Origin of the sequence: Marinobacter sp., assembly GCF_041984545.1 — a bacterium.
Taxonomy (GTDB): Bacteria; Pseudomonadota; Gammaproteobacteria; order Pseudomonadales; family Oleiphilaceae; genus Marinobacter.
In genome coordinates this window covers 32,064-52,335 of record NZ_JBHIXV010000021.1, presented here as the reverse complement: position 1 = coordinate 52,335, position 20,272 = coordinate 32,064, and the positions used below count along the sequence as shown (strand labels likewise).

21 protein-coding genes and 1 tRNA gene are annotated in these 20,272 nt (G+C 57.9%); 4 read left to right on the top strand and 18 right to left on the bottom strand.

The window, feature by feature from the left end; translation table 11 throughout:
* Positions 1-217: 217 nt before the first annotated feature.
* Both ACFC20_RS11400 and ACFC20_RS11395 read right to left on the bottom strand, forming a co-directional pair.
* Positions 218-433 carry a hypothetical protein gene (locus tag ACFC20_RS11400; RefSeq protein ID WP_375193125.1) on the bottom strand — a complete coding sequence of 72 codons (216 nt, stop codon included), beginning with the start codon at positions 431-433 and terminating at the stop codon, positions 218-220.
* Positions 434-448: 15 nt separating this feature from the next.
* The gene (locus tag ACFC20_RS11395; protein ID WP_375193124.1) at positions 449-706 is read right to left on the bottom strand and encodes a hypothetical protein; all 258 of its coding nucleotides are present in this window, start codon (positions 704-706) and stop codon (positions 449-451) included.
* Between the two features lie 436 nt (positions 707-1,142).
* Here ACFC20_RS11395 and ACFC20_RS11390 point away from each other — a divergent pair, with 436 nt between their 5' ends.
* Positions 1,143-1,652: a hypothetical protein gene (locus ACFC20_RS11390; protein WP_375193123.1), complete on the top strand. Its 510-nt coding sequence runs from the start codon at positions 1,143-1,145 to the stop codon at positions 1,650-1,652.
* A gap of 55 nt (positions 1,653-1,707) precedes the next feature.
* Here the strand turns inward: ACFC20_RS11390 and ACFC20_RS11385 are convergent, their stop codons facing one another.
* The 12 genes from ACFC20_RS11385 to ACFC20_RS11330 form a co-directional block, all read right to left on the bottom strand.
* Positions 1,708-2,205, bottom strand: a complete 498-nt coding sequence (locus ACFC20_RS11385) for a terminase small subunit (RefSeq protein WP_375193122.1) — start codon at positions 2,203-2,205, stop codon at positions 1,708-1,710.
* 88 nt (positions 2,206-2,293) lie between these two features.
* Complete coding sequence (locus ACFC20_RS11380; protein ID WP_375193121.1) at positions 2,294-2,518, bottom strand: hypothetical protein; 225 nt, start codon at positions 2,516-2,518, stop codon at positions 2,294-2,296.
* A gap of 177 nt (positions 2,519-2,695) precedes the next feature.
* Positions 2,696-4,819: a hypothetical protein gene (locus ACFC20_RS11375; protein ID WP_375193120.1), complete on the bottom strand. Its 2,124-nt coding sequence runs from the start codon at positions 4,817-4,819 to the stop codon at positions 2,696-2,698.
* A gap of 12 nt (positions 4,820-4,831) precedes the next feature.
* The gene (locus ACFC20_RS11370; RefSeq protein ID WP_375193119.1) at positions 4,832-6,688 is read right to left on the bottom strand and encodes a head maturation protease, ClpP-related; all 1,857 of its coding nucleotides are present in this window, start codon (positions 6,686-6,688) and stop codon (positions 4,832-4,834) included.
* 90 nt (positions 6,689-6,778) lie between these two features.
* Positions 6,779-7,231 (bottom strand): hypothetical protein, encoded by a 453-nt coding sequence (locus ACFC20_RS11365; RefSeq protein ID WP_375193118.1) that lies wholly within the window; start codon positions 7,229-7,231, stop codon positions 6,779-6,781.
* 267 nt (positions 7,232-7,498) lie between these two features.
* Positions 7,499-7,921, bottom strand: a complete 423-nt coding sequence (locus ACFC20_RS11360; protein WP_375193117.1) for a hypothetical protein — start codon at positions 7,919-7,921, stop codon at positions 7,499-7,501.
* A 231-nt stretch (positions 7,922-8,152) separates the two neighbouring features.
* Entirely contained in the window at positions 8,153-8,542 is a 390-nt protein-coding gene (locus ACFC20_RS11355; RefSeq protein ID WP_375193116.1) for a hypothetical protein, read from the bottom strand.
* Positions 8,539-8,757, bottom strand: coding sequence for a hypothetical protein (locus tag ACFC20_RS11350; protein ID WP_375193115.1), 219 nt, complete (start codon positions 8,755-8,757; stop codon positions 8,539-8,541). Before ACFC20_RS11350 ends, ACFC20_RS11355 begins: the two co-directional genes overlap by 4 nt.
* Positions 8,754-8,963, bottom strand: coding sequence for a helix-turn-helix transcriptional regulator (locus tag ACFC20_RS11345; RefSeq protein WP_375193114.1), 210 nt, complete (start codon positions 8,961-8,963; stop codon positions 8,754-8,756). Before ACFC20_RS11345 ends, ACFC20_RS11350 begins: the two co-directional genes overlap by 4 nt.
* A 74-nt stretch (positions 8,964-9,037) precedes the next feature.
* Positions 9,038-9,907, bottom strand: a complete 870-nt coding sequence (locus tag ACFC20_RS11340) for a hypothetical protein (protein ID WP_375193113.1) — start codon at positions 9,905-9,907, stop codon at positions 9,038-9,040.
* Position 9,908: 1 nt separating this feature from the next.
* Positions 9,909-11,207: a tyrosine-type recombinase/integrase gene (locus ACFC20_RS11335; RefSeq protein ID WP_375193112.1), complete on the bottom strand. Its 1,299-nt coding sequence runs from the start codon at positions 11,205-11,207 to the stop codon at positions 9,909-9,911.
* Between the two features lie 147 nt (positions 11,208-11,354).
* A tRNA-Arg gene (locus ACFC20_RS11330) sits at positions 11,355-11,431 on the bottom strand.
* Positions 11,432-11,518: 87 nt separating this feature from the next.
* Between ACFC20_RS11330 and ACFC20_RS11325 the strand changes: the two genes are divergently transcribed.
* Positions 11,519-12,226, top strand: coding sequence for a TIGR04283 family arsenosugar biosynthesis glycosyltransferase (locus ACFC20_RS11325; protein WP_375193111.1), 708 nt, complete (start codon positions 11,519-11,521; stop codon positions 12,224-12,226).
* Positions 12,213-12,863, top strand: a complete 651-nt coding sequence (locus ACFC20_RS11320) for a TIGR04282 family arsenosugar biosynthesis glycosyltransferase (protein WP_375193110.1) — start codon at positions 12,213-12,215, stop codon at positions 12,861-12,863. Before ACFC20_RS11325 ends, ACFC20_RS11320 begins: the two co-directional genes overlap by 14 nt.
* On the opposite strand, the gene ACFC20_RS11315 is transcribed toward ACFC20_RS11320, so the two are convergent.
* Together ACFC20_RS11315 and ACFC20_RS11310 are read right to left on the bottom strand one after the other, a co-directional pair.
* A complete protein-coding gene (locus ACFC20_RS11315) occupies positions 12,860-15,682 on the bottom strand; it encodes an insulinase family protein (RefSeq protein ID WP_375193130.1) in 2,823 nt (940 codons plus the stop codon). The two genes, ACFC20_RS11320 and ACFC20_RS11315, sit on opposite strands and share 4 nt — an antisense overlap.
* 64 nt (positions 15,683-15,746) lie before the next feature.
* Entirely contained in the window at positions 15,747-16,046 is a 300-nt protein-coding gene (locus ACFC20_RS11310) for a hypothetical protein (protein WP_375193109.1), read from the bottom strand.
* A gap of 392 nt (positions 16,047-16,438) precedes the next feature.
* Here ACFC20_RS11310 and ACFC20_RS11305 point away from each other — a divergent pair, with 392 nt between their 5' ends.
* A complete protein-coding gene (locus ACFC20_RS11305) occupies positions 16,439-18,424 on the top strand; it encodes an SDR family oxidoreductase (RefSeq protein ID WP_375193108.1) in 1,986 nt (661 codons plus the stop codon).
* Between the two features lie 51 nt (positions 18,425-18,475).
* On the opposite strand, the gene rnt is transcribed toward ACFC20_RS11305, so the two are convergent.
* Both rnt and pyrC read right to left on the bottom strand, forming a co-directional pair.
* Positions 18,476-19,132, bottom strand: a complete 657-nt coding sequence (gene rnt / locus ACFC20_RS11300; RefSeq protein ID WP_375193107.1) for a ribonuclease T — start codon at positions 19,130-19,132, stop codon at positions 18,476-18,478.
* 47 nt (positions 19,133-19,179) lie between these two features.
* Positions 19,180-20,211, bottom strand: coding sequence for a dihydroorotase (gene pyrC / locus ACFC20_RS11295; protein WP_375193106.1), 1,032 nt, complete (start codon positions 20,209-20,211; stop codon positions 19,180-19,182).
* Between the last annotated feature and the right edge of the window lie 61 nt (positions 20,212-20,272).

The following is a 20,272-nucleotide window of genomic DNA, read 5'->3' as shown; positions in this document are numbered from 1 at the left end:
GTTTCAGGAGAAAACGTGGATAGATCAAGGGCATATTAGCGGCCCTACAAGCGACGAGGCGAGATTTGAAAGCGCGCGATGCATCCGCGAGTAAACGCTGGCGGATTTAAGTATCGTTGCTGGAGGCAAAAATCGTGCGGGTGTCTATTTATGAGTCTAGCTGGCCGAAGCCCACCCTCGCGAAATTGGACTCGGAGGGTGGGCTTTTTGCGACGCCTCAGTGTATGGTTTTCCTCGCATCAAGTTGAGCGTGCTGGCTGGAAGAGTAGTCAACGGTCGCATAGAACTTATTCGGCTCCTCAGAATTCTGGAAGAGATCGAGCGTAATCCAGTCCTCTGCCCGTCGCATCTGGACGGTGAGGTTGATCTCCTCGCAATTGAATTCTTTGGTGAGCGTCGCGGCCAGGTTCTGGGTCTTTTTCATGAAGTCCATGTTGAATCCCTCCGCTCAGAACCAGACGTTCTTTTTGATGGTGCCCAGCTGGTCCGCCGCGCTGGCGGTCGCTGGAGTCAGCTGTGACAGAGAGCTGTCACCGGTGGTGCCATCGCTGTAGTTCTGGAGACTGTCGCCGATCACCAGGCTGGTGCCGTCCGTGCACGACACCCGCACTTCGGCTTTACTCAGCTCGAAGTTGTCGAGAGTTTCCGCCAGAGCGTTGGCTTGTTTGAGCAGGTCGGTAATCTGGTCAATCAAGTGTTTCATCATTTTGGAATATCCTCTGCTTGCTAATTGAATTGGTCACGCCATTCGAGACCTATTTCGACGTTACCCCATTTCGTCGTTCTAGCAAGCAAATAGATTTTGGCCGGACCGTGTGCTTGAATGTCAGGCAAAACAGAGAGATATCGCCCCTATTGAAAAACGGCGGTCGCCAAGTCATAAAAATTGTGTGGCTGGGGGTGAAAGGTTTTGGCTAAAAATTGATCGTTTTAGGGTTGAGGGGTAGGTTGGTGGGTCAGTTGATTTTCTTGGTCTAACTATTTGATTTTAATGCTGGGATGGTACCCCCGGCAGGAGTCTAAGGATTGGCTTAAAGATTTGATTTTATTATCGTTCAATCAGTGCCTATACTCTGAGTACCCTCAAAAGTACCCGCAAAATCTCGCGCTGCATTTCCTAACCATAGACGGAGATGCAAACCATGAACAAATTCTCAAATCGCCTAACTGATTGCCGTTCACGCCTGCTGGATGCTGAGGCTACGCTCAATTTCCTGCGCAACCGTGAGAACCTGAACAACCTGCTGGAGCACGACTCGCCGGATGTTGTCGTGGGTGCAATGATTGACCAGGCTTGGAATCTTGTAGCCAGTGCCTCGGGTGACTGTGAGGCCATGACAGAGGCCACCAACGAGGATCTCGGGGCAGAGCTGCAGAGGACCGCGAATCAGATTATTGAGGCGGGCGGCATCGCTCGGCAGAAGGCTGTCGAGGGCGAGACAAACCAGGCGCTTGATTATTTCGATGAGCTCAACGAGATTCACATTCAAACAGACTCGCTGTTGGCGATGTTTCATCTTTACCTGAATCAGGCCCAGGACGGCGGGGAGACCTTCAACGAGCATCTGTTGGCCAACTACGTCTGGCAGCTTCAACGCAATATGAGTCAGGCCCAGAAGCTGGCCGAGGCTTTGTACGATACGAAGAAGTGAAAGGGTGGGCCCCGGTTCGCCGGGGCTTACGGTTTACTGCGGGATTGTCTGACAGTCAGGCGTCCTGCTGTTCGAGGTAATCCTCGAGAACGTGCTCCAGCGTGTCGCCGGTCCTGGCTATCGCGTTCTGCGATTTCACCACTTGCCGCTTGATCGACTCAATCACGGCAGTCTGCAGCTCGGGATGCCGGCGCCGAATGTCGAGCGGGAGGCTGTCGAGTATCCCGGTTGCCTCTCCGGCAATCTTCGATAACACCAGAGAGATAATCTCGATCGGCGCAGTCTTGCCCTTGGCCAGCTCGTTTTTAATCTCCTGGCCTTCAGCCTGTGCGCGGGTGAGCCTGAGCCGTTCAGCTTCCATATCGCCAGCGGTCAGGCTGTTGCCTTCGGCATGGCTCAGACGGTTGTCCAGAACGCTCCGCACATCGTAATAGACGTTTTTGCCGATCCTGGCCACGGGCTCCACCTTCCAACGGGCGAAAGCGTTTACCGTGATGCCCAGGCTCTCGGCCATCTGAACCTGATTTAGCCAGTGTTCTTGCTTCTTGGTCATACAACAACCGCCCTCAGAAAATTTCGTATGTAGTGAAGAATCACGCCTCCACGGACCCACCACGGGCCCCCGGCCAGGAGGACCCGCGTCAATGCTGCACCTGGTCGTTGTTCACCTGGCGGTGAGCTTCAGAGATAAACCAGTCGCGCTCTTCCTTGGTCAGTTCCTTCTGGAAGTACAGCAGCTCTGCGATGGTCAGCACCACAACATAAGCGGTCTGCCTCGTCTCCTCGTCGGGTGCGCCGGTCAGGTTTCGGAGACTGAAACCCAGCGGGTGAAAGGTGTAGCGCTCTGCGAGTTCGTGCGGCTTCATGGCTCTACCTCATCTCGGAATGTGTGGCAGTTTTGTTGAGGGTGGTCTGCCAACACCCAACCGAACCGTCGGCTGATCGAAGCAACGCTCAGCCAACAACCCAGGCACATTGTCAGGGCCATGTGCCAGAGCCCATACCTCTGCCTCGTCTAGGAGGAGTCAGGACAGAGAGTATTCTCACGATCTGCGGCCTTTCTTGAGCTGTTCGATGTACGTATCCCGCCTGAGCCTGTCCGCTGTCTCGGGTGCGGCGTTCATCGGGTACTGTCTACCGCCAAGGTTCAGGTTCACGGGTGTGCCAGTCGATCCGCCAGAGGGGGCCTGCACCAATCCACCAGCGGCGAAACCCTGCAGCCTTCCCGCGTTCAGCTGATTGAGGAAGTCCAGCCCGTATTTCTTCACGGCGGCAGCCCTCAGCACGTATTCGCCTTTGGAGAGCCTGGCCAGAATGCTGTCTGATGTGGTTGTCCCCGGTCCCTGAATGAAACCACCACGGGCAAACCCGGGCGCCTCTGCTGAGCCTCCAAGGTTGTTGGTCGGCTTCAGCTTGACCGGAACCACGATAGGCTGCTTACTCACCAGATCCTTGATTTGATCGATGACGCGCTTGGCTTCCGCCAGGCTCTTTGTCTCGTCAAAACTGAATGAGATGGATTCGATCAGGTTGATTTGGCTCTGGATCTTGGCCAGGGCGTTCTCGGCTTCTGCCAGGGCGCTGGCTTCCTGTTCTTCGATGCCACCCGAGGCCGCCTGCTGCACCTGAAGGGCCTTTTTCAGCGTTCCCGATAGTTGGGCCTCGGTATACTTCCCGGTCTCCTGCAGGGCCAGAACCACGTTCTTGGCTTCGATGGCGGCCTGAACAGCCCCTTCGTTATCTCCCTCGTTCAGCAGTCGGCGTGCTTCGGTAATCTGCGTGCTGAAGTCGAGCAGGTCGGGATCTTCATTCGACTGTTTCCCGCCACGGATCTTGGCGAATGCCTCGTCAAACTCGGCCGCTGCGTTCTGGGCGTCCCGGGTGGCATTGTTCAGGGCGGCTCGGCGTTGTGCGACAACCTTCTCCTGCGCCTTAAGGGCATCCTCCAGGGTTTTCACTTCCTCTTTCACCAGCTTATCGATGTCCTTGTTGTACTTCTGGCGGTCCTGAATCAGCTGTGAGGTTGTGTTATCGGAGGCGGTCGCAATGTCCCGGGCGCCGTTTTCATAGGCCGCTGCGGCTTCCTGAATGCTTTTCTCGATGCTGTCGCCGGAATCGTCCACGGCGTTCACCAGCTTCTCGAGAGCAATCTCAACCGCCAGGAAGGCTACGCCAACTACTGAGGCAATCTTGAGGCCTCTCAGAGCGGCCCTGGTGGCGTTCAGGCCTTTGGCAGCGGCAATGGATGCAGCGGCTATGCCATAGAGTCCCTGAATCATTGAGGCCAGCTTGATGGTCACGACGAGCTGGGCCACGTCTGCCAGGGCGGCAACGATGGAATCGAAGTTCTCAGCCACCAGAAGGGCGCCATTGGCGAGCCGGTCCAGCTGTGGGGCAAACTTGACCAGGGCGGCGGTCATCTTCACCGAAAGGGTCTTTTGAACGATGGTGAGCTGGTTACTCAGTTCCTCGGCGTTCTCGATGAGTTCGGGCGGAATAATGAGGCCCAGCTCGCCGGCCTGTTCCTTGAGGTTGGCCAGATTGTTGCCCAGCTGCACCAGCTTCACGCCTTCACTGTCGAACAGTTTGGCAGCGAGGGCGTTACGGAGGGTTATGTCCTCCAGGCCCGCCAGCTTCTGGATCGCCTCATCGAATACCTCGTTGGTTGGTCTGAGGTTGCCTTGAACGTCCCGAATGGCAATGCCGAGAGACGCCAGGGCGGGGCGGGCTTCACCGAATCCCTGCGCGGCCTCACCGAGTCGGCGGCCTAATCGCTGGAAAGCGGTATTGAATTCGTTGGTCGAAATCCCGGAAACCTCAGCGGCGAATTGATACCGCTGCAGCTCGGTTGTTGCCAGTCCCAACCGCTGTGCAGTTTTGCCAATCTCGTCAGCGGCTGTAATGGCATTGTTCGCCAGGGCCAGCAGGCCACCGCCACCGAGAGCGAAACTCCCTATGGCAGTGACCAGGCCTTTCACTTTCAGCTGTGCGCCATCGGCGGCACGACTGATGGCGTTGTAGTCGCGGGCAACGGCTTTGCCGCCCCGGCCAGAGGCCTGCTGCATTTTCTTGAACGAGCCGGAGAGGGTTGCCTCAGCTCGGTTCACGACTCGGTTAAAGTCGGCAGCATCGCCTTTAAGCCGATAGGTAACATTGCGATCGACCATTGCCCGGACTCCTTACGCTGCGGGGTTCTTGACGAGGCCCCGGAAGTCTACCGGCACCGCGGCGAACTCCATCCGACACTTCACGCTCCAACCGTCTACTTCCCAACCTTCGCGGGTTTCGTAGTAGGGGCGGGCAGCGCCAGCCAGGTAAGCGCGGGTGATGGTGTCTACCTGAGTCGGGCTGGCGGCCACGTACCATTCAGTTTCGGATACCTCATCCAGGCGGGCATCCACCACCAGTTCCATGTTCCGGATAAACTGAAGGTTCGGCGTGTCATTGTTCTTGGTCGGGTCAACGGTTGAGGCCAGGATTTGCTCTGCCAGGCCTTCCATTGCGGCAGGAACAATCAGGTAACGCGGCTGCAGGTTCAACGGCGCCTTACTGTTCAGGCCTCGCTGTTTGCGCATGATGGTGCGGGCTGCGCTCAATGAAGACACTGAGAGGCCGGCTGCAGTGGCGATGTTCTTATGGTCGGCATGGAACAGGGCCTTGCCGTCCGCCAGCTTCGGGTTACTGGTCAGAGCCGCGTATACCAGGTCGCACTCTTTACGGCGGGCAGACACACCGAACAAGCGCGGTAGGCGGGTGAAGGCCTGCAAGTCATCGTTAATCATGGCCTCGTAGGTCATGGTGTAGGTTTTGCCGAACTTATCCAGCTGGAAAACCATGCCATCGTCAGAGAAAGAGCCGTGCTTGTACTCGGCGCCCTCTTTGACCTTGTCCAGGTCTGGAGCTTCACTGAGCTGAACCAGAGATTGGGGCTTGAAGTCGGGAACTTCCGCCTCGCCGGTCCAAATCATGTGGCTCTCGTTGGCTTCCTCGTAGGCACTGCGCAGAGCCTTGCCGGCGGTGTTGCTCAATACCTGGCTAAAGTCGGCAGTGCTGTGCGTGAAGGCTTCGTTCAGGATCTGCTGCTTATTCATCAGCATGGTCGATTTGCCGGTGAGCTCCACGCTCTTTTTGGCCATATCCACCAGGCTCATGCTGGCCAGTTCCCGGGCGCCATCAGAGGCGTTTTTAACAGGAATGTTGTGGCGCATCAGAATCGCGTCTGAGGCGTCGTTCTTAAACTTTCTGAGTTGGTCGTTCTGGTCCATAACGATGGCTCCATAGGATGAAGGTTTTTGATCTTTGCCGAGTTCGTCCATCAGGTGGGCGCGTACGGCTTCGGGGGTGGTCTTGCCGGAAGCCATCAGCGTTTCGGCTTTCAGCGGTTCGCCTTTCTGGAAGCTGTTGTGCAGTTCCACGATGTTCTGAATTTCCTGATAGTTCTCGCGGGCCTTGGCGTGAACCTGTGCGATTCGTTCCGGCACTTGGTCGAAGGCTGATAGGTCAGCGGAAGCAGCAACGGCCATTGCTTCGATCACCTCATCCACGAAACCCATCTCCAGAGCCTCGGCAGCGGTGAGCCAGGTCTCAGCCGCCAGCATCTCGTTCAGCTTGTCGTCACTGAGGCCGGTCTTTTTGGCGTAGGCACTGACCAGAGTCGGCTGGAACTTGTCGAGGATCTCGCCGGCCTTGCGCATGGCGTCAGAGTCACCAACGGCGCCGGACCAGGGGCGGTGAATCATCATGATGGCGTTTTCAGCCATTCGGCATTTACCGGCCATTGCCACGACTGAGCCGGCACTGGCGGCCAGACCGTCAATGCGAATCACCACGTCCGCCAGCTCGTTCAGGGCGTTGTACATGGCCAGGGCGTGAGCAACGTCTCCACCTTCGGAGTTGATGCGCACATTCACGGTCTGGGAGGTGTTCAGGGTCTTGAGGGAATCGATAAAGGCTTTGGCAGTGATACCGCCTTCACCGATGGGGCCATAGAGGTAAACCTCATTTTCGGCCAGAAGGGCTTTCACTTTGTGGGTCATGGAATCGGGCTCCTGTGATGACTTGGAACCAGATTACCGGGTAGGGTAGGTGTCTGAAATAATGGGTGTTTCGTCGCAATCGGGGAGGCGCTAGCAGCCGTCCCCGTTCATGATTTCAAGGGTTCGGCGCCAGCCGAGGGCCAGGGGCGAATCACCCCGATGATTCATGCAGATTTGCCGGAGCTTGCAGAGTGTGCGCACGGTTTCGTTGCGCTTCAGGGTGAACAGATCCGGTATTGCAGTGTTCATTGCACAGGCTATGAGCTTGGCCGCTGTCACCTTGCCGTAATCGGGAACGAGGTTGCCGGCCGCCTCCCGTATAAGTTGGTTACGCTCCCGGGTCCGCCAGACGTAGCAGAGTTTCTCCCTAGCCTGGCCCTGGCCAACGGAGAGCCCCAAGCTGTCATCCAGCGTTTTCACATAGCCGGCGCGGTAGCGTTTGAGCCCAGCCAGCAACCAATCCTCAACGTCTGTTCGATCTGGTTTCCCTTCCAGGGTGTCGATCAGTTCAAGGGCGGCATCGATGGGGGTTATGGATCTCATGACGCACCTCGGATTTTTCGGCGCGTTTTGGGCCGCCCGGCGTTTTCCCTTCGGTCAACGAGGGCAAATACAACACCCATCCCATGGCATACTGTATGGGGGTACTGATTTAGGACAGAGAGCGGTTTTTCTAGAATCGTAACCATCTGTTTTTCCTCGAATTGCAAATCCTTAAAAATGGTCGATTTTTCGCTCTGGGTGCGTTTTTAGGACAGTCTGTCCTAATTCGTTACCCAGCTCTGGGGCATATTTTGACCCCGGGAATTTTTATGCAGCCCTCCGTGCCTGCGTCTGTTTCCTCGGCAAAGTGAATACCGGCTTGCCGGGTTCCCACTCTGTCCACTTGTCCGAGGGCTCTTTGTTGTTGAGCGGCTCAAAGGTCAATATCCACTCTCTAGCCATTCGCTCCTGCCACATCTCGCCATGGTTGAGCTTGATGAATCCATGCTCTGTCAGCTCCCTGAATGCCTCCTGCGCGGTGTTCTTGGCGCATCCGAGTCTTTCCATTGCCCGCTGCACCGAGATCGACAGGCGGCCATTACGGCCTGGCCTGTAGATGTGCTGAAACTCCATCAGCAAACAGCGGGCGGGCGGGGACAGATCGCGGTACGCTGGCGAGTCAAACCACTGAGCCCAAACCTCGAAATAGCCCCCTTTGCGCTTCTTCCGAAGGGGCTTATTGCTCGACATTCAGATACCTCAGTTTGCCGCGGCTCCAGATGGTCCCGCCTTTTATGAGCCGGACTCCTTCGCTTGTGACTTCCGCAATGGTTTTCCCGCTTTTCTCCCCAGCTCGACAGCAGACAATGCTTATTGGCCTTCCTGTGGCCTCTGTGCGTTGCTGTGCCCATCTCAGGCAGCCGGGAAAGTTGTTTGTGTGCGCCACCTTCTCGATGGCATCGATTGCGAATATGACGCGCATCAGGCAGCCCTCCGTGCTTCGTAGGCCTCAATCAGAGCCTCTACTCTGTCTCTGCCTTCGGGCTCCAGGTGATAGACGCCAGGTCGGGTTTTGAAGCCATCGCGGTCGATCACTTCAATGCGCTCCGTTTTAATCTGAAGCCTGAATTCATGCCGGAGCCGGCTGATGTACTCAGGGGCGTTTGTCGTGCCCGCTACGCGGTCTGCTTCGATGCGGGGGAGAGGGCCAGCCAGAAGGCGTTTCAGCAGCCTTATGTGCCTGCAGGTGAGATGAGTGGCAAGGACTAGCAGACCTTTCTGATTCTGGTTACACTGCTTACTCGACCTAAGTGCATTAGGAGAGCCCTCTACCGGATTGCGGCCGGTTTGGGCTTTTTTTTCGTCTGTCATTTTCTGCCCTCCAGCAAATCGATGAATCTCAGCAGTTCCTCAAACTGAACCACCTTGCAGCCAGACACGCGCTCGATCGGCAGATCCCCACGGGAGACTGCATCTGTGACGATGTGCGCGGGTACTTGCAGGTGTCGGGAAACTTCGGAAAGGGCTATGTACTGGCGGCCTGCTTTCCAGAAAAAACCGGGTTTTACTTGAGTATTGACTCTCATGCTGTCGCCTCCGCTCGCTCGTCCATCCATTTCTGAATGTCACGCTCGCGCCAGGCGATAGCACGGCCAATTTTGAGGGGTTTCGGGAACAGGCCTTTGCTCATCCAGAAGTAGATGGTTGAACGGCGAAAGCCGGTCACTTCCTCTACCTCGCGATAACGCAAAAGGCGGTCAATATTTGATGCGGGGCGTTTTGTTTCGCTCATTGCTGATTAACCTCATCCATTGTTGTACACGGAATCAGTAAATCAGCGGGGGCTATCGGCTTGGCCGAATTCGGTTATGAGTTACCCGAATTCGGTTTTTTTATCTGGGGAGGTGTGGCGGCACTGGCTGCTTTTAGGTGTTCACGGATAGTGTCAGCGTCAACTTGTAGGCCTGCCTTTTCGAGGTCCGCACATATTGAGCCATGGTTCTCTCCGGTGGCTGTATTTCTGCGGCTATCAGGGTCATATCCGTATTTCTCAATGGCCATTCCTAAAATCATCTTGTAGAGGCTATGGTACTGCTTGGAGGATAATGTCTCGGGCGACCGTTGCTCATCGTCAACAAAGAGCTTCTGCAACTCAGTTCTCCTAATCCCGAGATAGCTGTCCTCGGGTATCAGATGTGTTGGTACTGAGTAGACGAGGCCTGTAACCCTGTTGAACAGTTCAATGTGATGGCTGAAACTAATAGTCTTACCACCATCTTTAATTAAGCTGGGCGCCTCCGGCCTTAGGTGGCTGGGATCCTCATCCATTTTCTTTTGAAACCGGTTCCATAGCCTCGTAAAGAAATCTTGGCCACTAGCAAACGTGTTGATATCCCATATAGCCGGCCAGAGCGGTTCTTGGTGCACATAGTCTCCGAGGAACACTTCATTGCCGATTACCGTCGTCATCACCAGTTGCTTGCTTCTTGGAGACTGTTCCATCAACTTTTCATGAGCAGTTATTTCGTCTTTGCTGTATTCACGAATATCAGTGAATTCAGCCATCCATACCGGCGCGTCCGTGGGTTTGGTGGTTCGAATGGAGAGCATGATCTCTCGATCCATTGCGAACTCAAGGAGATCGGTAGGAGAGACTGGGCCATTGTCACTGATTTCAGAAAGCATTCGAGAGGCATCTGTAATCGTCATCCATTCCTTCTGCTTTAGCTTTGCCACGTCAAGCCTCCCGCTTTGCTTTGAACGGCACAACAGAGCCGCCTTTTTTCAAATTGTCTAGGTAGTCAGCCCATTGCTGCATCATTGCCGTGCGCTCATCCATTCGGGCAGATCGGTTGTACGCGGCTGCTACTTGGTTGCGCTGTTGGTGAGCCAGTTGGAGTTCAATGATTTCTGGAGGCCAGCCCATCTCATGCAGGAGCGTTGAGGCTGTGGCCCTGAATCCATGCCCGACCATCGTTTCACTATCGTAGCCCATGCTTCTCAGGGCGGTGTTGATGGTGTTATCTGAGAGGGGGCGGCCTGGCTTGATCGATTCAAATACATAGGGCCTTTTCCCGGTCAGCTGCTTTAGAGGTTTCAGGATCTCGATAGCCTGGCGTGGTAGGGGTATTTTGTGGTCTGGCACACGGCCCGCACGTTTGGCCTTCAATGTGCCTTTCATCCGGTCGCCGGGAACAATCCACATACCGGCCTTGAGATCGATCTCAGCCCAAACGGCCTTTCTCAGCTCCCCAGGGCGCAAGAAAAGCATCGGGGCTAGCTGAAGGGCTGCACACGTTGCCGGCTGGCCTGAATAGGCCTCAATGGCTCTGAGAAGTCCTCCAAGCTCGTCAGGTTTCGTGATGGCGGCTCTGTTCTTTGCGGGTACCGCCTTCAAGAGTCCTCGCAAATCGGCGGCAGGGTCTCGGCCCGCTCTGCCCTCGGATATGGCGAAGCGGTAAATCTGGCTGATTCTTTGGCGCATCCGGTGCGCGGTTTCGTGCTTGCCCTTGGTTTCGATCTTGCGCAATACCTGCAGGACCAGGGGCGGCTCAATCTCAGTTATTGGCATACTGCCAAGGTGCGGATAAATCCAGTTGGTCAGGCGGTTGCGGGTAACGTCTATGGTACTGTCCTGCAGCTGGCCTTTCTGGAGTTTGAGCCAGTCCTCGGCAACGGCCTTAAAGGTGTTGGAGGCCGCTGAAAGGTTCTTGGCGCCCTCTGAGCGGCGATGCGTAACGGGGTCTTTTTTCTGTTGCAGCAGCTTGCGGGCTGCGTCTCGTCCCTCGCGGGCGTCCTTGAGTGAAACCTCTGGATAACTGCCCAGGCTATAGGTCTTTTCCTTTCCGCCAAACCGATAGCGAAACCACCAGACTTTTGATTCGGGTTTGATGACCAGTGTCAGGCCGCCACCGTCCGCCAGCTTCCGCCTTTTCTGGCCTTCGGGTTTGGCAGCTTTGACCATGCTGTCGGTCAGCTTATTGATTTCTCTCGCCATACGCGCCACCTGTGCATCATTGCGGGTACCAGTGGTCATTCATTGACCAAGTACCCGCAACAGTACCCGCATTTTGTGGGTACGTCTAGTATTGTGCAGAGGTGTACAGTGTGTGCTATGGTTGTTCTTGAAGTCTTGCAGCGCGCGGCTTTCGGGCTCTTTTGTGGGGCGGGGTAGACACTGAACTGGTACCCCCGGCAGGACTCGAACCTGCTACCTTCCCCTTAGGAGGGGGACGCTCTATCCAGATGAGCTACGGGGGCAAAACCGCGAGAAGGGCGGTATGATAGCGGTCTGGACCGTGCGGCTCAAGGTTCAGCCCTGTTTCGTTGACTTTCCCGGAGTGTGTTTTGTCCGAACCTTTCTCGTTAAGCGTGATCGTGCCGGTGTGGATGGAAGCCGCCTCCGTGGTGGACACGCTTGAGGCCCTGGCGCCCGTCCGTGCCCGCGGCCATGAGGTAATTGTGGTGGATGCCGGCAGCAGCGACGGTACCGCCGAACGTGCCCGGCCCCTCTGCGATCGGGTGCTTCAGTCCGATAAGGGCCGGGCGGTGCAAATGAACGCCGGTGCGGCTGTGGCGAGGGGAGATCTTCTGCTGTTCCTGCATGCGGACACGCGCCTTCCCCCGGGTGCGCTGGAGCAATTGACGGCCTTCGTTCAATCCCGCCGGGCCTGGGGTCGGTTTGATGTTCGGCTGACTGGCAAGCGGCCGCTGTTTCGGGTTATTGCCTGGTTCATGAATCAACGCTCCCGCCTGACCGGAATCTGCACCGGCGATCAGGCCCTGTTCGTGCGTCGAGATGTGTTTGAGGCCCTGGCCGGGTTTGCGCCGTTGCCGCTGATGGAAGATGTCGAGTTGTCCCGGCGCCTGTGTCTGGTCTCGCGCCCTTTTTGCATCCGGGAGCCCGTTTTGACCGACAGCCGTCGCTGGCAGAAACACGGGGCCTGGCGTACGATTTTTCTCATGTGGCGTCTGCGCTGGCGTTATTGGCGTGGCGAGTCGCCGGAGAGTCTGGCCCAAGTCTATCGATCGGATGTTCGTCATGCCCCAGAGTAGTCCCTGTTCGGCGGTGTTCCTCCAGTTTGCCAAATGGCCGGAAGCGGGCCGGGTCAAGACCCGGCTGATGCCGGAGCTTGGTGCCGCTGGCGCTCTTGAGGCCCATGTTCAGCTGACCCTGGCGGTGCTGGATAACCTGTGCACTACCGGGTATCCGGTGGAAGTCTGGTGGGACAGGGCGCCCGGAACTGAACCGGGTGAACGGAGTGAGGCACTGCCGATTCTCGAAGAGATTGAGGGGGCGGGCCTGGCTCAGGGCGTACAGCAGGGCGGCGATCTTGGCGCGCGTATGTACAACGCCCTGACCGAAGCGCTCTCAGCGTGTGACCGCGCTGTGATCGTGGGCAGTGACTGCCCGTCGGTGGATCCGGACTATGCCCGCAAGGCCATAGCCTGCCTGGCGGATCACGATGTGGTGCTGGGTCCCTCGGACGATGGCGGTTATGTGCTGATTGGTGCCTCCCGCGTGGTTGCGGGGATGCTTGAAGGCATCGAGTGGGGCACTCCGAAGGTGCTTGAGCAGACTTCCGGGCGCCTGGATAAAGCGGGGCTCAGCTACTGTTTGCTTGAGCCCCGCTGGGATGTGGATGAACCCGAGGACTGGCAACGATTCCTCGAGATGGGCGTTGCCGGTTAGCCCGCCGGTACCGGTGGCAGCTCCAACAGCTGGCTCAGGGCCTTGTCTTCGTTCAGGCCTTCGCCCCCGGTCACCACGCGCAGTGCCTGAAGTCTTGCCTGCACAGCCTCCCGGAAGGTGGTCAGAAGTTCCTGCCGACCCACCTGCCGAACGGCGTCTGCCAGTTGTTCCCGCGAGTTGAACCCGGTTTCGCCCCGGTCAATCTCCTGCCAGTACCGACTGGAAATTTCCCCGAGCTGTCGATCTTTCTCCAGCAAGCTGCTGATTACGGCCTGCTTCTCCCTGGCCAGACCGGCCTCAGTCATTGCGGTGAGGCTTTGTTCGAACTCGGCAGCGAAGGCCTGAACGGCCTGGTCAATCTCCTCGGGAGAGGCAGACGGCGATTGGACCACGAAGCCCAGGGCAGGGGTTTCCAGCATCTCGAATGGCGTTGCATAGACGATATAGCCAAGTTGCCGGTTGGTACGGATGGCCTCATAGAAGGGGCTGCTGATGATCTGTGCCAGCAACCGGAAGCGGGCCCGTTCCCGGAAACTGGTGTTATCACCCTGCATATACAGGGTGTACCCGGTGTCCGGATGGTCGACCTTGAGCGAGACCTGGGTTTCGCGCTCCGGCAGTTGGCGCACCCGGCTGCGCTCCACGGTGATCAGCTCGCTGTCGCGAAGCACAAGGGCGTTAACCTGGCGGGCCAGGTTCAGGGCAGACGCCCGGGTAAGATTGCCGTGGGCCAGCATCACCGGATCCACCTGGGACAGCACTGCCTCGGAGAACGACACCAGTTCGTCGAAGTTAACCTGCTGAGCCGCCCGCAGTTTGTCGTCAGTATTCCAGACGCCTTCGATCAGGGCGCTCTGGATAAACTCGGAGGTCTGTTCCACCGGCCGGTCTTTGGCCTTGTTCTGAAGGCTGTCGATCAGATTCTGCCGGGCAATCCGGAACCGTTGCTCGGTCAGCTCCGGCTTGGCCAGCTGCAAGAGGATGCGGTTCATCAAAGTGTGCAGTTTGTCGTTGTAGCCGCCCACGCGCACGGTGATGCCCCGCAGATGCGGGTAAACGCTGTAATCCAGCCCGGCCAGGCTGGCGGAATAGGCCCAGGCGTTGAGGTTGGCGTTGATGCTGTCTACCAGCAACTGGGTAAGCACGTAGCTTCTCGCCGATGCCCGCGTGGCCGGGCTGCGTAGGCCAATGAACACGTTTGCTTTCGGGGTTTCAAACCGGGTATCTCTGGCAAACCACACGTCCATGCCTTCTATCGAACCGAGTTTGGCCGGCTTATCCATGGTGGCGCCAGCCACCATTTCCAGGTCTTCCGGAACAAACGGGTTGGGTTCGGGCAGGCGAAGCTGCGCTGCGAGTGCAGGCAGGCTCTGGGCTGTCAGGGCCTGGCTGTCCAGCTGCTCGATGGACCAGGCCGCCTCGTACCACTGGGTGCGGTTGGGATTGTCCAGTCCGGGTTCCGGGGCCAGGATAAACGCCAGCAGGTTGGATGGCGTCAGCCGGTCCAGTATTTCCCGATACTGCTCAGGCGCGTAGCGTTCCAGCAGCCAGGGGGCGCGCAGGATGTCTTCGGGCGGGTATTCCTGCAGGTAACTGGACAGGCGCGTTACTTCGCTGATCGGGTTGCCTTCCTCCCGAAAGCGGAAATCAATGCGGGCCAGGTTCTGCATTTCCCGAAAACGCTGCTCGCTGATGCCTCTGGTCCGGATTTTTTCAATGTAATCGAACACCAGGGGCAGAATGGCGTCCTGGCGTTCGAGGCCCTCCGGTGTCAGGGCAATGTTAATCTCCAGGGTGGCGTTTTCGCCGGTATCCATGCCCAGACCTGCGGACAGGCTGTCGGCGAGGCCGGCGCGCTTGAGCACGTCGAACAGGCTGCCCGGTCCTTCATGCCCCAGCAGGTTGGCTACGTAACTGGCGGGCTTGGTACGGTACTTGTCCTGCTGGGACGGAATCGGGAAGGTCAGGGTCAGGCTGCGCACATCCTTCAGCGCCTCTACCGTCACCTTGGCAGGCAGGTCTTCACTTTTATACAGGGCCGGGCGGTGACGTTTGGCCTCGAGGTTGCGGTTTTCGATGGCGTCAAAGCGACTCCGAACCATGGCTTCCAGCTGATCCAGCGATTGCGGGCCGTACACCGCCAGAGTCATCAGGTTGGAGGAATAGTGCTGCTTCCAGAACTCGATCAGGTCAGGGCGCAGCGGGTTGTCCTCGGTGTTTTCAAGCGTACTCAGGTTGCCCACCGCAAACTGGTTGAAGGCGTGGTCGGGATTGCTGACGGCTTTCTTTACCGAGTAAAAGCGCCGGCCATCGTCCTTCTGCTTCGAGCTGAATTCCGAGTGCACCGCATTGCGTTCCCGGTCCACCAGTTCGGCAGTAAACAGCGGCGCGGCGAACTGCTGGGCAAAGCGATCCAGAGCGGGCTCAAGAAACTCGGCCTGGATGTCGAAGAAGTAATTGGTGTCCTGGAAAGCCGTGAAGGCGTTGTGCTGTCCGCCGTGGCTCTTGATGAACTGCTGGTACTCGCCCGGGTCCGGGTATTTTTCGGTGCCCAGGAACAGCATGTGTTCGAGAAAATGGGAGAGCCCCTCGCGGTCCTTGGGGTCGTCACCGCTGCCCACCGCTACGTTCATGGAGGCCGCTGCCTTGTCGGCATCACTGTCCGACACCAGGATCACCCGCAGTTCATTGTCCAGTTCAATAAACCGGTACTGGTTGTCGTCGTTCGGACTCTTCTCCGGCACCGTGGCCGCCAGGGCGGAACCGCCGGCGAACAGGAAAAGGAGCAGGGTTGCCAGGCGTATTGCCGGCTGCAGCATGGTCACTCTGGAAGCGTTGCGGTTGCTCATAGGCTCTCTTGGGTCCTCGGAAACGGTTTGACGATCAGTGCATCAGCGCGTTACGGGTGCTTTCCGGCTGCTGGTCAAGGGTTTTACGGGCGAGGTCGGCGGCTTTCTCACCATCCAGCTGGCCGGAGGCAATGCGCTCCAGCACCGTTGCCATGATGGCCACCGATTGCCGATAGTCTGAAAATTCCGCCTGGAAGGCCTGATCGATGGCCTCGTATACCGCCTGAATCTTCTCTTCACGGCTTCCGGTGTTCTCCGCGGTGTCGTTGATTGCCCGCAGGCAGGCTCTGGCGATGGAAATATAACGTTCGGCGTTGGGATTGTCGTTTTGCATGGCTGGTCGTCCGGAATCTGTTCAGGGGTCGAAAAAGAGAGAGGCCCAAAGGCCTGATAAGTTCCCGATTATGTCATTGCTGGCGGGGTGTTTCATTGCCTTGTGGTAATTGTTTGCCGGGGCATGCACGGGTGGATTCCTGTGCTAGTCTCAAACACATTGTGTCGGCGAACCGGACAGGCGCCCAGGCTGCGCAGGTGCGGAATTTAGAGTAACGGCTCTAATAAAAACAAGGGCTTACAGAGTAAAAACTCTAAAAAAGTTCGGTACATGAGGGTTGCAATTAAGTGCAATGCCGGCGTTTCCGGATCGATATACGACTTTAGTCGTAGCGAGTCGAGCGATCCGGCATGGATAGACAACAACTGAGCAACAGGCAGGGTGGAAGATCGATGAATTATTTCCTGACGGGTGGCACCGGATTTATTGGCCGGTTTCTGGTAGAAAAACTGCTCGCACGGGGTGGCACGGTTTACGTGCTGGTGCGTGAACAGTCGCAAGAAAAGCTGGACAAGCTTCGTGAGCGCTGGGGTGCAGACGACACTCAGGTAAAAGCCGTGATTGGCGACCTTACCAGCAAAAACCTGGGTATCGACGCCAAGACTCTCAAGTCGCTCAAGGGCAACATCGACCACTTTTTCCACCTGGCGGCTGTCTACGATATGGGCGCCGACGAGGAGGCGCAGCAGGCGACCAACATCGAGGGTACCCGTGCCGCGGTGAACGCCGCCGAGGCCATGGGCGCCAAGCACTTCCATCACGTGTCATCCATCGCGGCAGCCGGACTGTTCAAGGGCACTTTCCGCGAGGACATGTTCGAGGAAGCCGAGAAGCTGGACCACCCGTACCTGCGCACCAAGCACGAATCCGAGAAGGTCGTGCGCCAGGAGTGCAAGGTGCCGTTCCGCATTTACCGCCCGGGTATGGTCATCGGCCACTCCGCCACCGGTGAAATGGACAAGGTCGACGGCCCCTATTACTTCTTCAAGATGATCCAGAAGATCCGCCATGCCCTGCCGCAGTGGGTCCCTACCGTTGGTGTTGAGGGTGGCAGGCTGAACATTGTGCCGGTGGACTTCGTGGTCAACGCCATGGACCACATTGCTCATCTGGAGGGTGAGGACGGCAAGTGTTTCCACCTGGTGGATTCCGATCCCTACAAAGTGGGTGAGATTCTCAATATTTTCAGCGAAGCCGGTCACGCGCCCAAGATGGGCATGCGTATCGACTCGCGCATGTTCGGCTTCATTCCCCCGTTCATTCGCCAGAGCCTGAAGAACCTGCCGCCGGTGAAGCGTCTGACTGCCGCGGTACTGGACGACATGGGCATTCCGCCCTCCGTAATGTCGTTCATCAACTATCCGACCCGCTTCGACGCCCGTGAAACCGAGCGGGTGCTGAAGGATACCGGCATTGAAGTGCCCCGCCTGCCGGATTATGCACCGGTGATCTGGGATTACTGGGAGCGGAATCTGGATCCCGACCTGTTCAAGGACCGTACCCTGAAGGGCACCGTGGAAGGCCGCGTGTGCGTGGTGACCGGCGCAACCTCGGGCATTGGTCTGGCGACTGCTCAGAAGCTGGCTGACGCCGGTGCCATCCTGGTGATCGGTGCCCGCAAGCTTGAGCGCCTGAAGGAAGTGACCGCAGAGCTGGAGTCCCGGGGCGCCAGTGTGCACGCTTACCCCTGCGACTTCTCGGACATGGACGCCTGCGACGAGTTTGTGAAAACCGTTCTGGATAATCATGGCCACGTGGATGTGTTGGTGAACAACGCCGGCCGTTCCATTCGCCGGTCGCTGGATCTGTCGTTCGACCGTTTCCACGATTTTGAGCGCACCATGCAGTTGAACTACTTTGGCTCGGTACGCCTGATCATGGGCTTTGCGCCGAAGATGCTGGAGCAACGTCGGGGGCATGTGGTCAACATTTCGTCCATCGGTGTACTCACCAACGCGCCGCGGTTCTCTGCTTACGTGGCCTCCAAGTCGGCGCTGGATGCGTTCAGCCGCTGTGCTGCCGCCGAGTGGTCCGATCGGAACGTTACCTTCACCACCATCAACATGCCGCTGGTGAAAACGCCGATGATTGCGCCCACCAAGATCTACGATTCGGTACCCACCCTGACACCGGACGAGGCGGCGGGCATGGTGGCCGATGCTATCGTTTACCGTCCCAAGCGGATTGCAACGCGTCTGGGCATCTTTGCCCAGGTGCTGCACGCCCTGGCTCCGAAAATGGGCGAGATCGTCATGAACACCGGTTACCGGATGTTCCCGGATTCGCCGGCGGCCGCCGGCAGCAAGTCCGGCGAAAAGCCCACGGTTTCCACCGAGCAGGTGGCCTTCGCGGCGATCATGAGAGGTATCTACTGGTAAGTCCCGGTAGCCATAAAAAAACCCGCTTCGGCGGGTTTTTTTATGTGGGCGTTATTCGGGGTCTGTCGGCACCGGCGGGGGCGGGAAGCCGCCCAGCTCACGCCAGCGATTGACAATCCCGCAGAACAGGTCGGCAGTTTTCTCGGCGTCGTAGGCTGCCGAATGCGCTTCCTTGTTGCTGAACGGAATGCCGGCCAGCTTGCAGGCCTGGGCCAGCACGGTATGCCCGTAGGCCAGACCCGCCAGAGTGGCGGTGTCGAAGGTGGAGAACGGGTGAAAGGGGTTGCGGCGGATATCTGCCCGCTGCGCGGCGGCAAAGATGAAATTGTGGTCAAACGTGGCATTGTGGCCGACCAGAACGGCGCGCTTGCAGTCGTAGGCCTTCACCGCCTTACGGATGGGGCTGAAGATTTCGCTCAGGCCTTCCCGTTCCGGAACGGCTTCCCGCTCTGGATTCCACGGATCGATGCCGGTGAAATCCAGCGCCGACTGTTCGAGATTGGCACCCTCGAACGGGTCGATCTGCTGCACATGGGTCTCAGCGCGGGTCAGCCAGCCGTCCTCATCCATGGTCAGGATAACGGCCGCTACTTCCAGCAGGGCATCCCGCTCCGGGTTGAAGCCGGCGGTTTCAACATCGACAACCACGGGCAGAAAACCGCGGAAACGGCGGGACATGGGGTGGGGTGGTTTGTTCTCGTCAGTCACTCAAGCTCCGGTCTTGGCCGTGTGAGAAGGAATCCGTTCAGTGAGGTTTACGCCTGCCGCCAGTTAACGGTTTCACCTGCCTTCAGGGGCACAATGGTGCCGTCTGCGAGGGGCAGTTCTGCCGGCATGGTCCAGGGCTCGCGCACCAGGGTGATGGTATCGGTATTTCGTGGCAGGCCGTAAAAATCGGCGCCATTGAAGCTGGCAAAGGCCTCGAGTTTGTCGAGAATGCCCAACTCCTCAAAAATGTCAGCGTACAGGCCAATAGCGCCGTAGGCCGAGTAGCAGCCCGCACATCCGCATGCCGTTTCCTTGCGGTTCTTTGAATGGGGCGCGGAATCGGTACCGAGGAAGAACCGCGAATCGCCGCTGGCCACGGCATCGCGCAGGGCCTGCTGGTGGCGATTGCGTTTGAGGATCGGCAAGCAATACAGATGTGGCCGGATGCCACCCACCAGCATATGGTTGCGGTTGTACATCAGGTGCTGGGGAGTAAGGGTGGCGCCCAGGTTGCCGCCGTTGTGCTGCTTAACAAACTCTGCGGAATCGGCGGTGGTAATGTGTTCCAGCACTACCCGAAGCTTCGGAAAAGCCTCCAGGATCGGGGAAAGAACCCGCTCGAGGAACACTTTCTCGCGATCAAAGATGTCGATGTCGCCGTCCGTCACTTCACCATGGACCAGCAGTAGCATGCCGCAGTCGGCCATGGCGTCCAGCACCGGGTAGATGTTGCGTACGTCCTTCACGCCCGAGGCCGAGTTGGTAGTGGCGCCCGCCGGGTAGAGCTTGGCGGCCACGACACCGGCGGCCTTCGCCTCGCGAACGATTTCGGGGGTGGTGCTTTCGGTCAGGTACAGGGTCATCAGTGGCTCAAAACCCATGCCTTCGGCGGCGGCCAGAATCCGGTCCCGGTAGGCGCCGGCGTCCGCTGCAGTGGTCACCGGCGGCACCAGGTTGGGCATGATGATGGCCCTGCGGAAACAGGCGGCGGTTGCCGGAACCACGTCGGTCAGGATGTCGCCGTCCCGGACGTGCAGGTGCCAGTCGTCCGGGCGTGTGATAGTGAGCTTTTCAGTCATGTTGGTTGTCCGCGATGCCTTGGGCAAGAGGAGTTCCGGAGCGGCGGCATGTCCGGAGGCC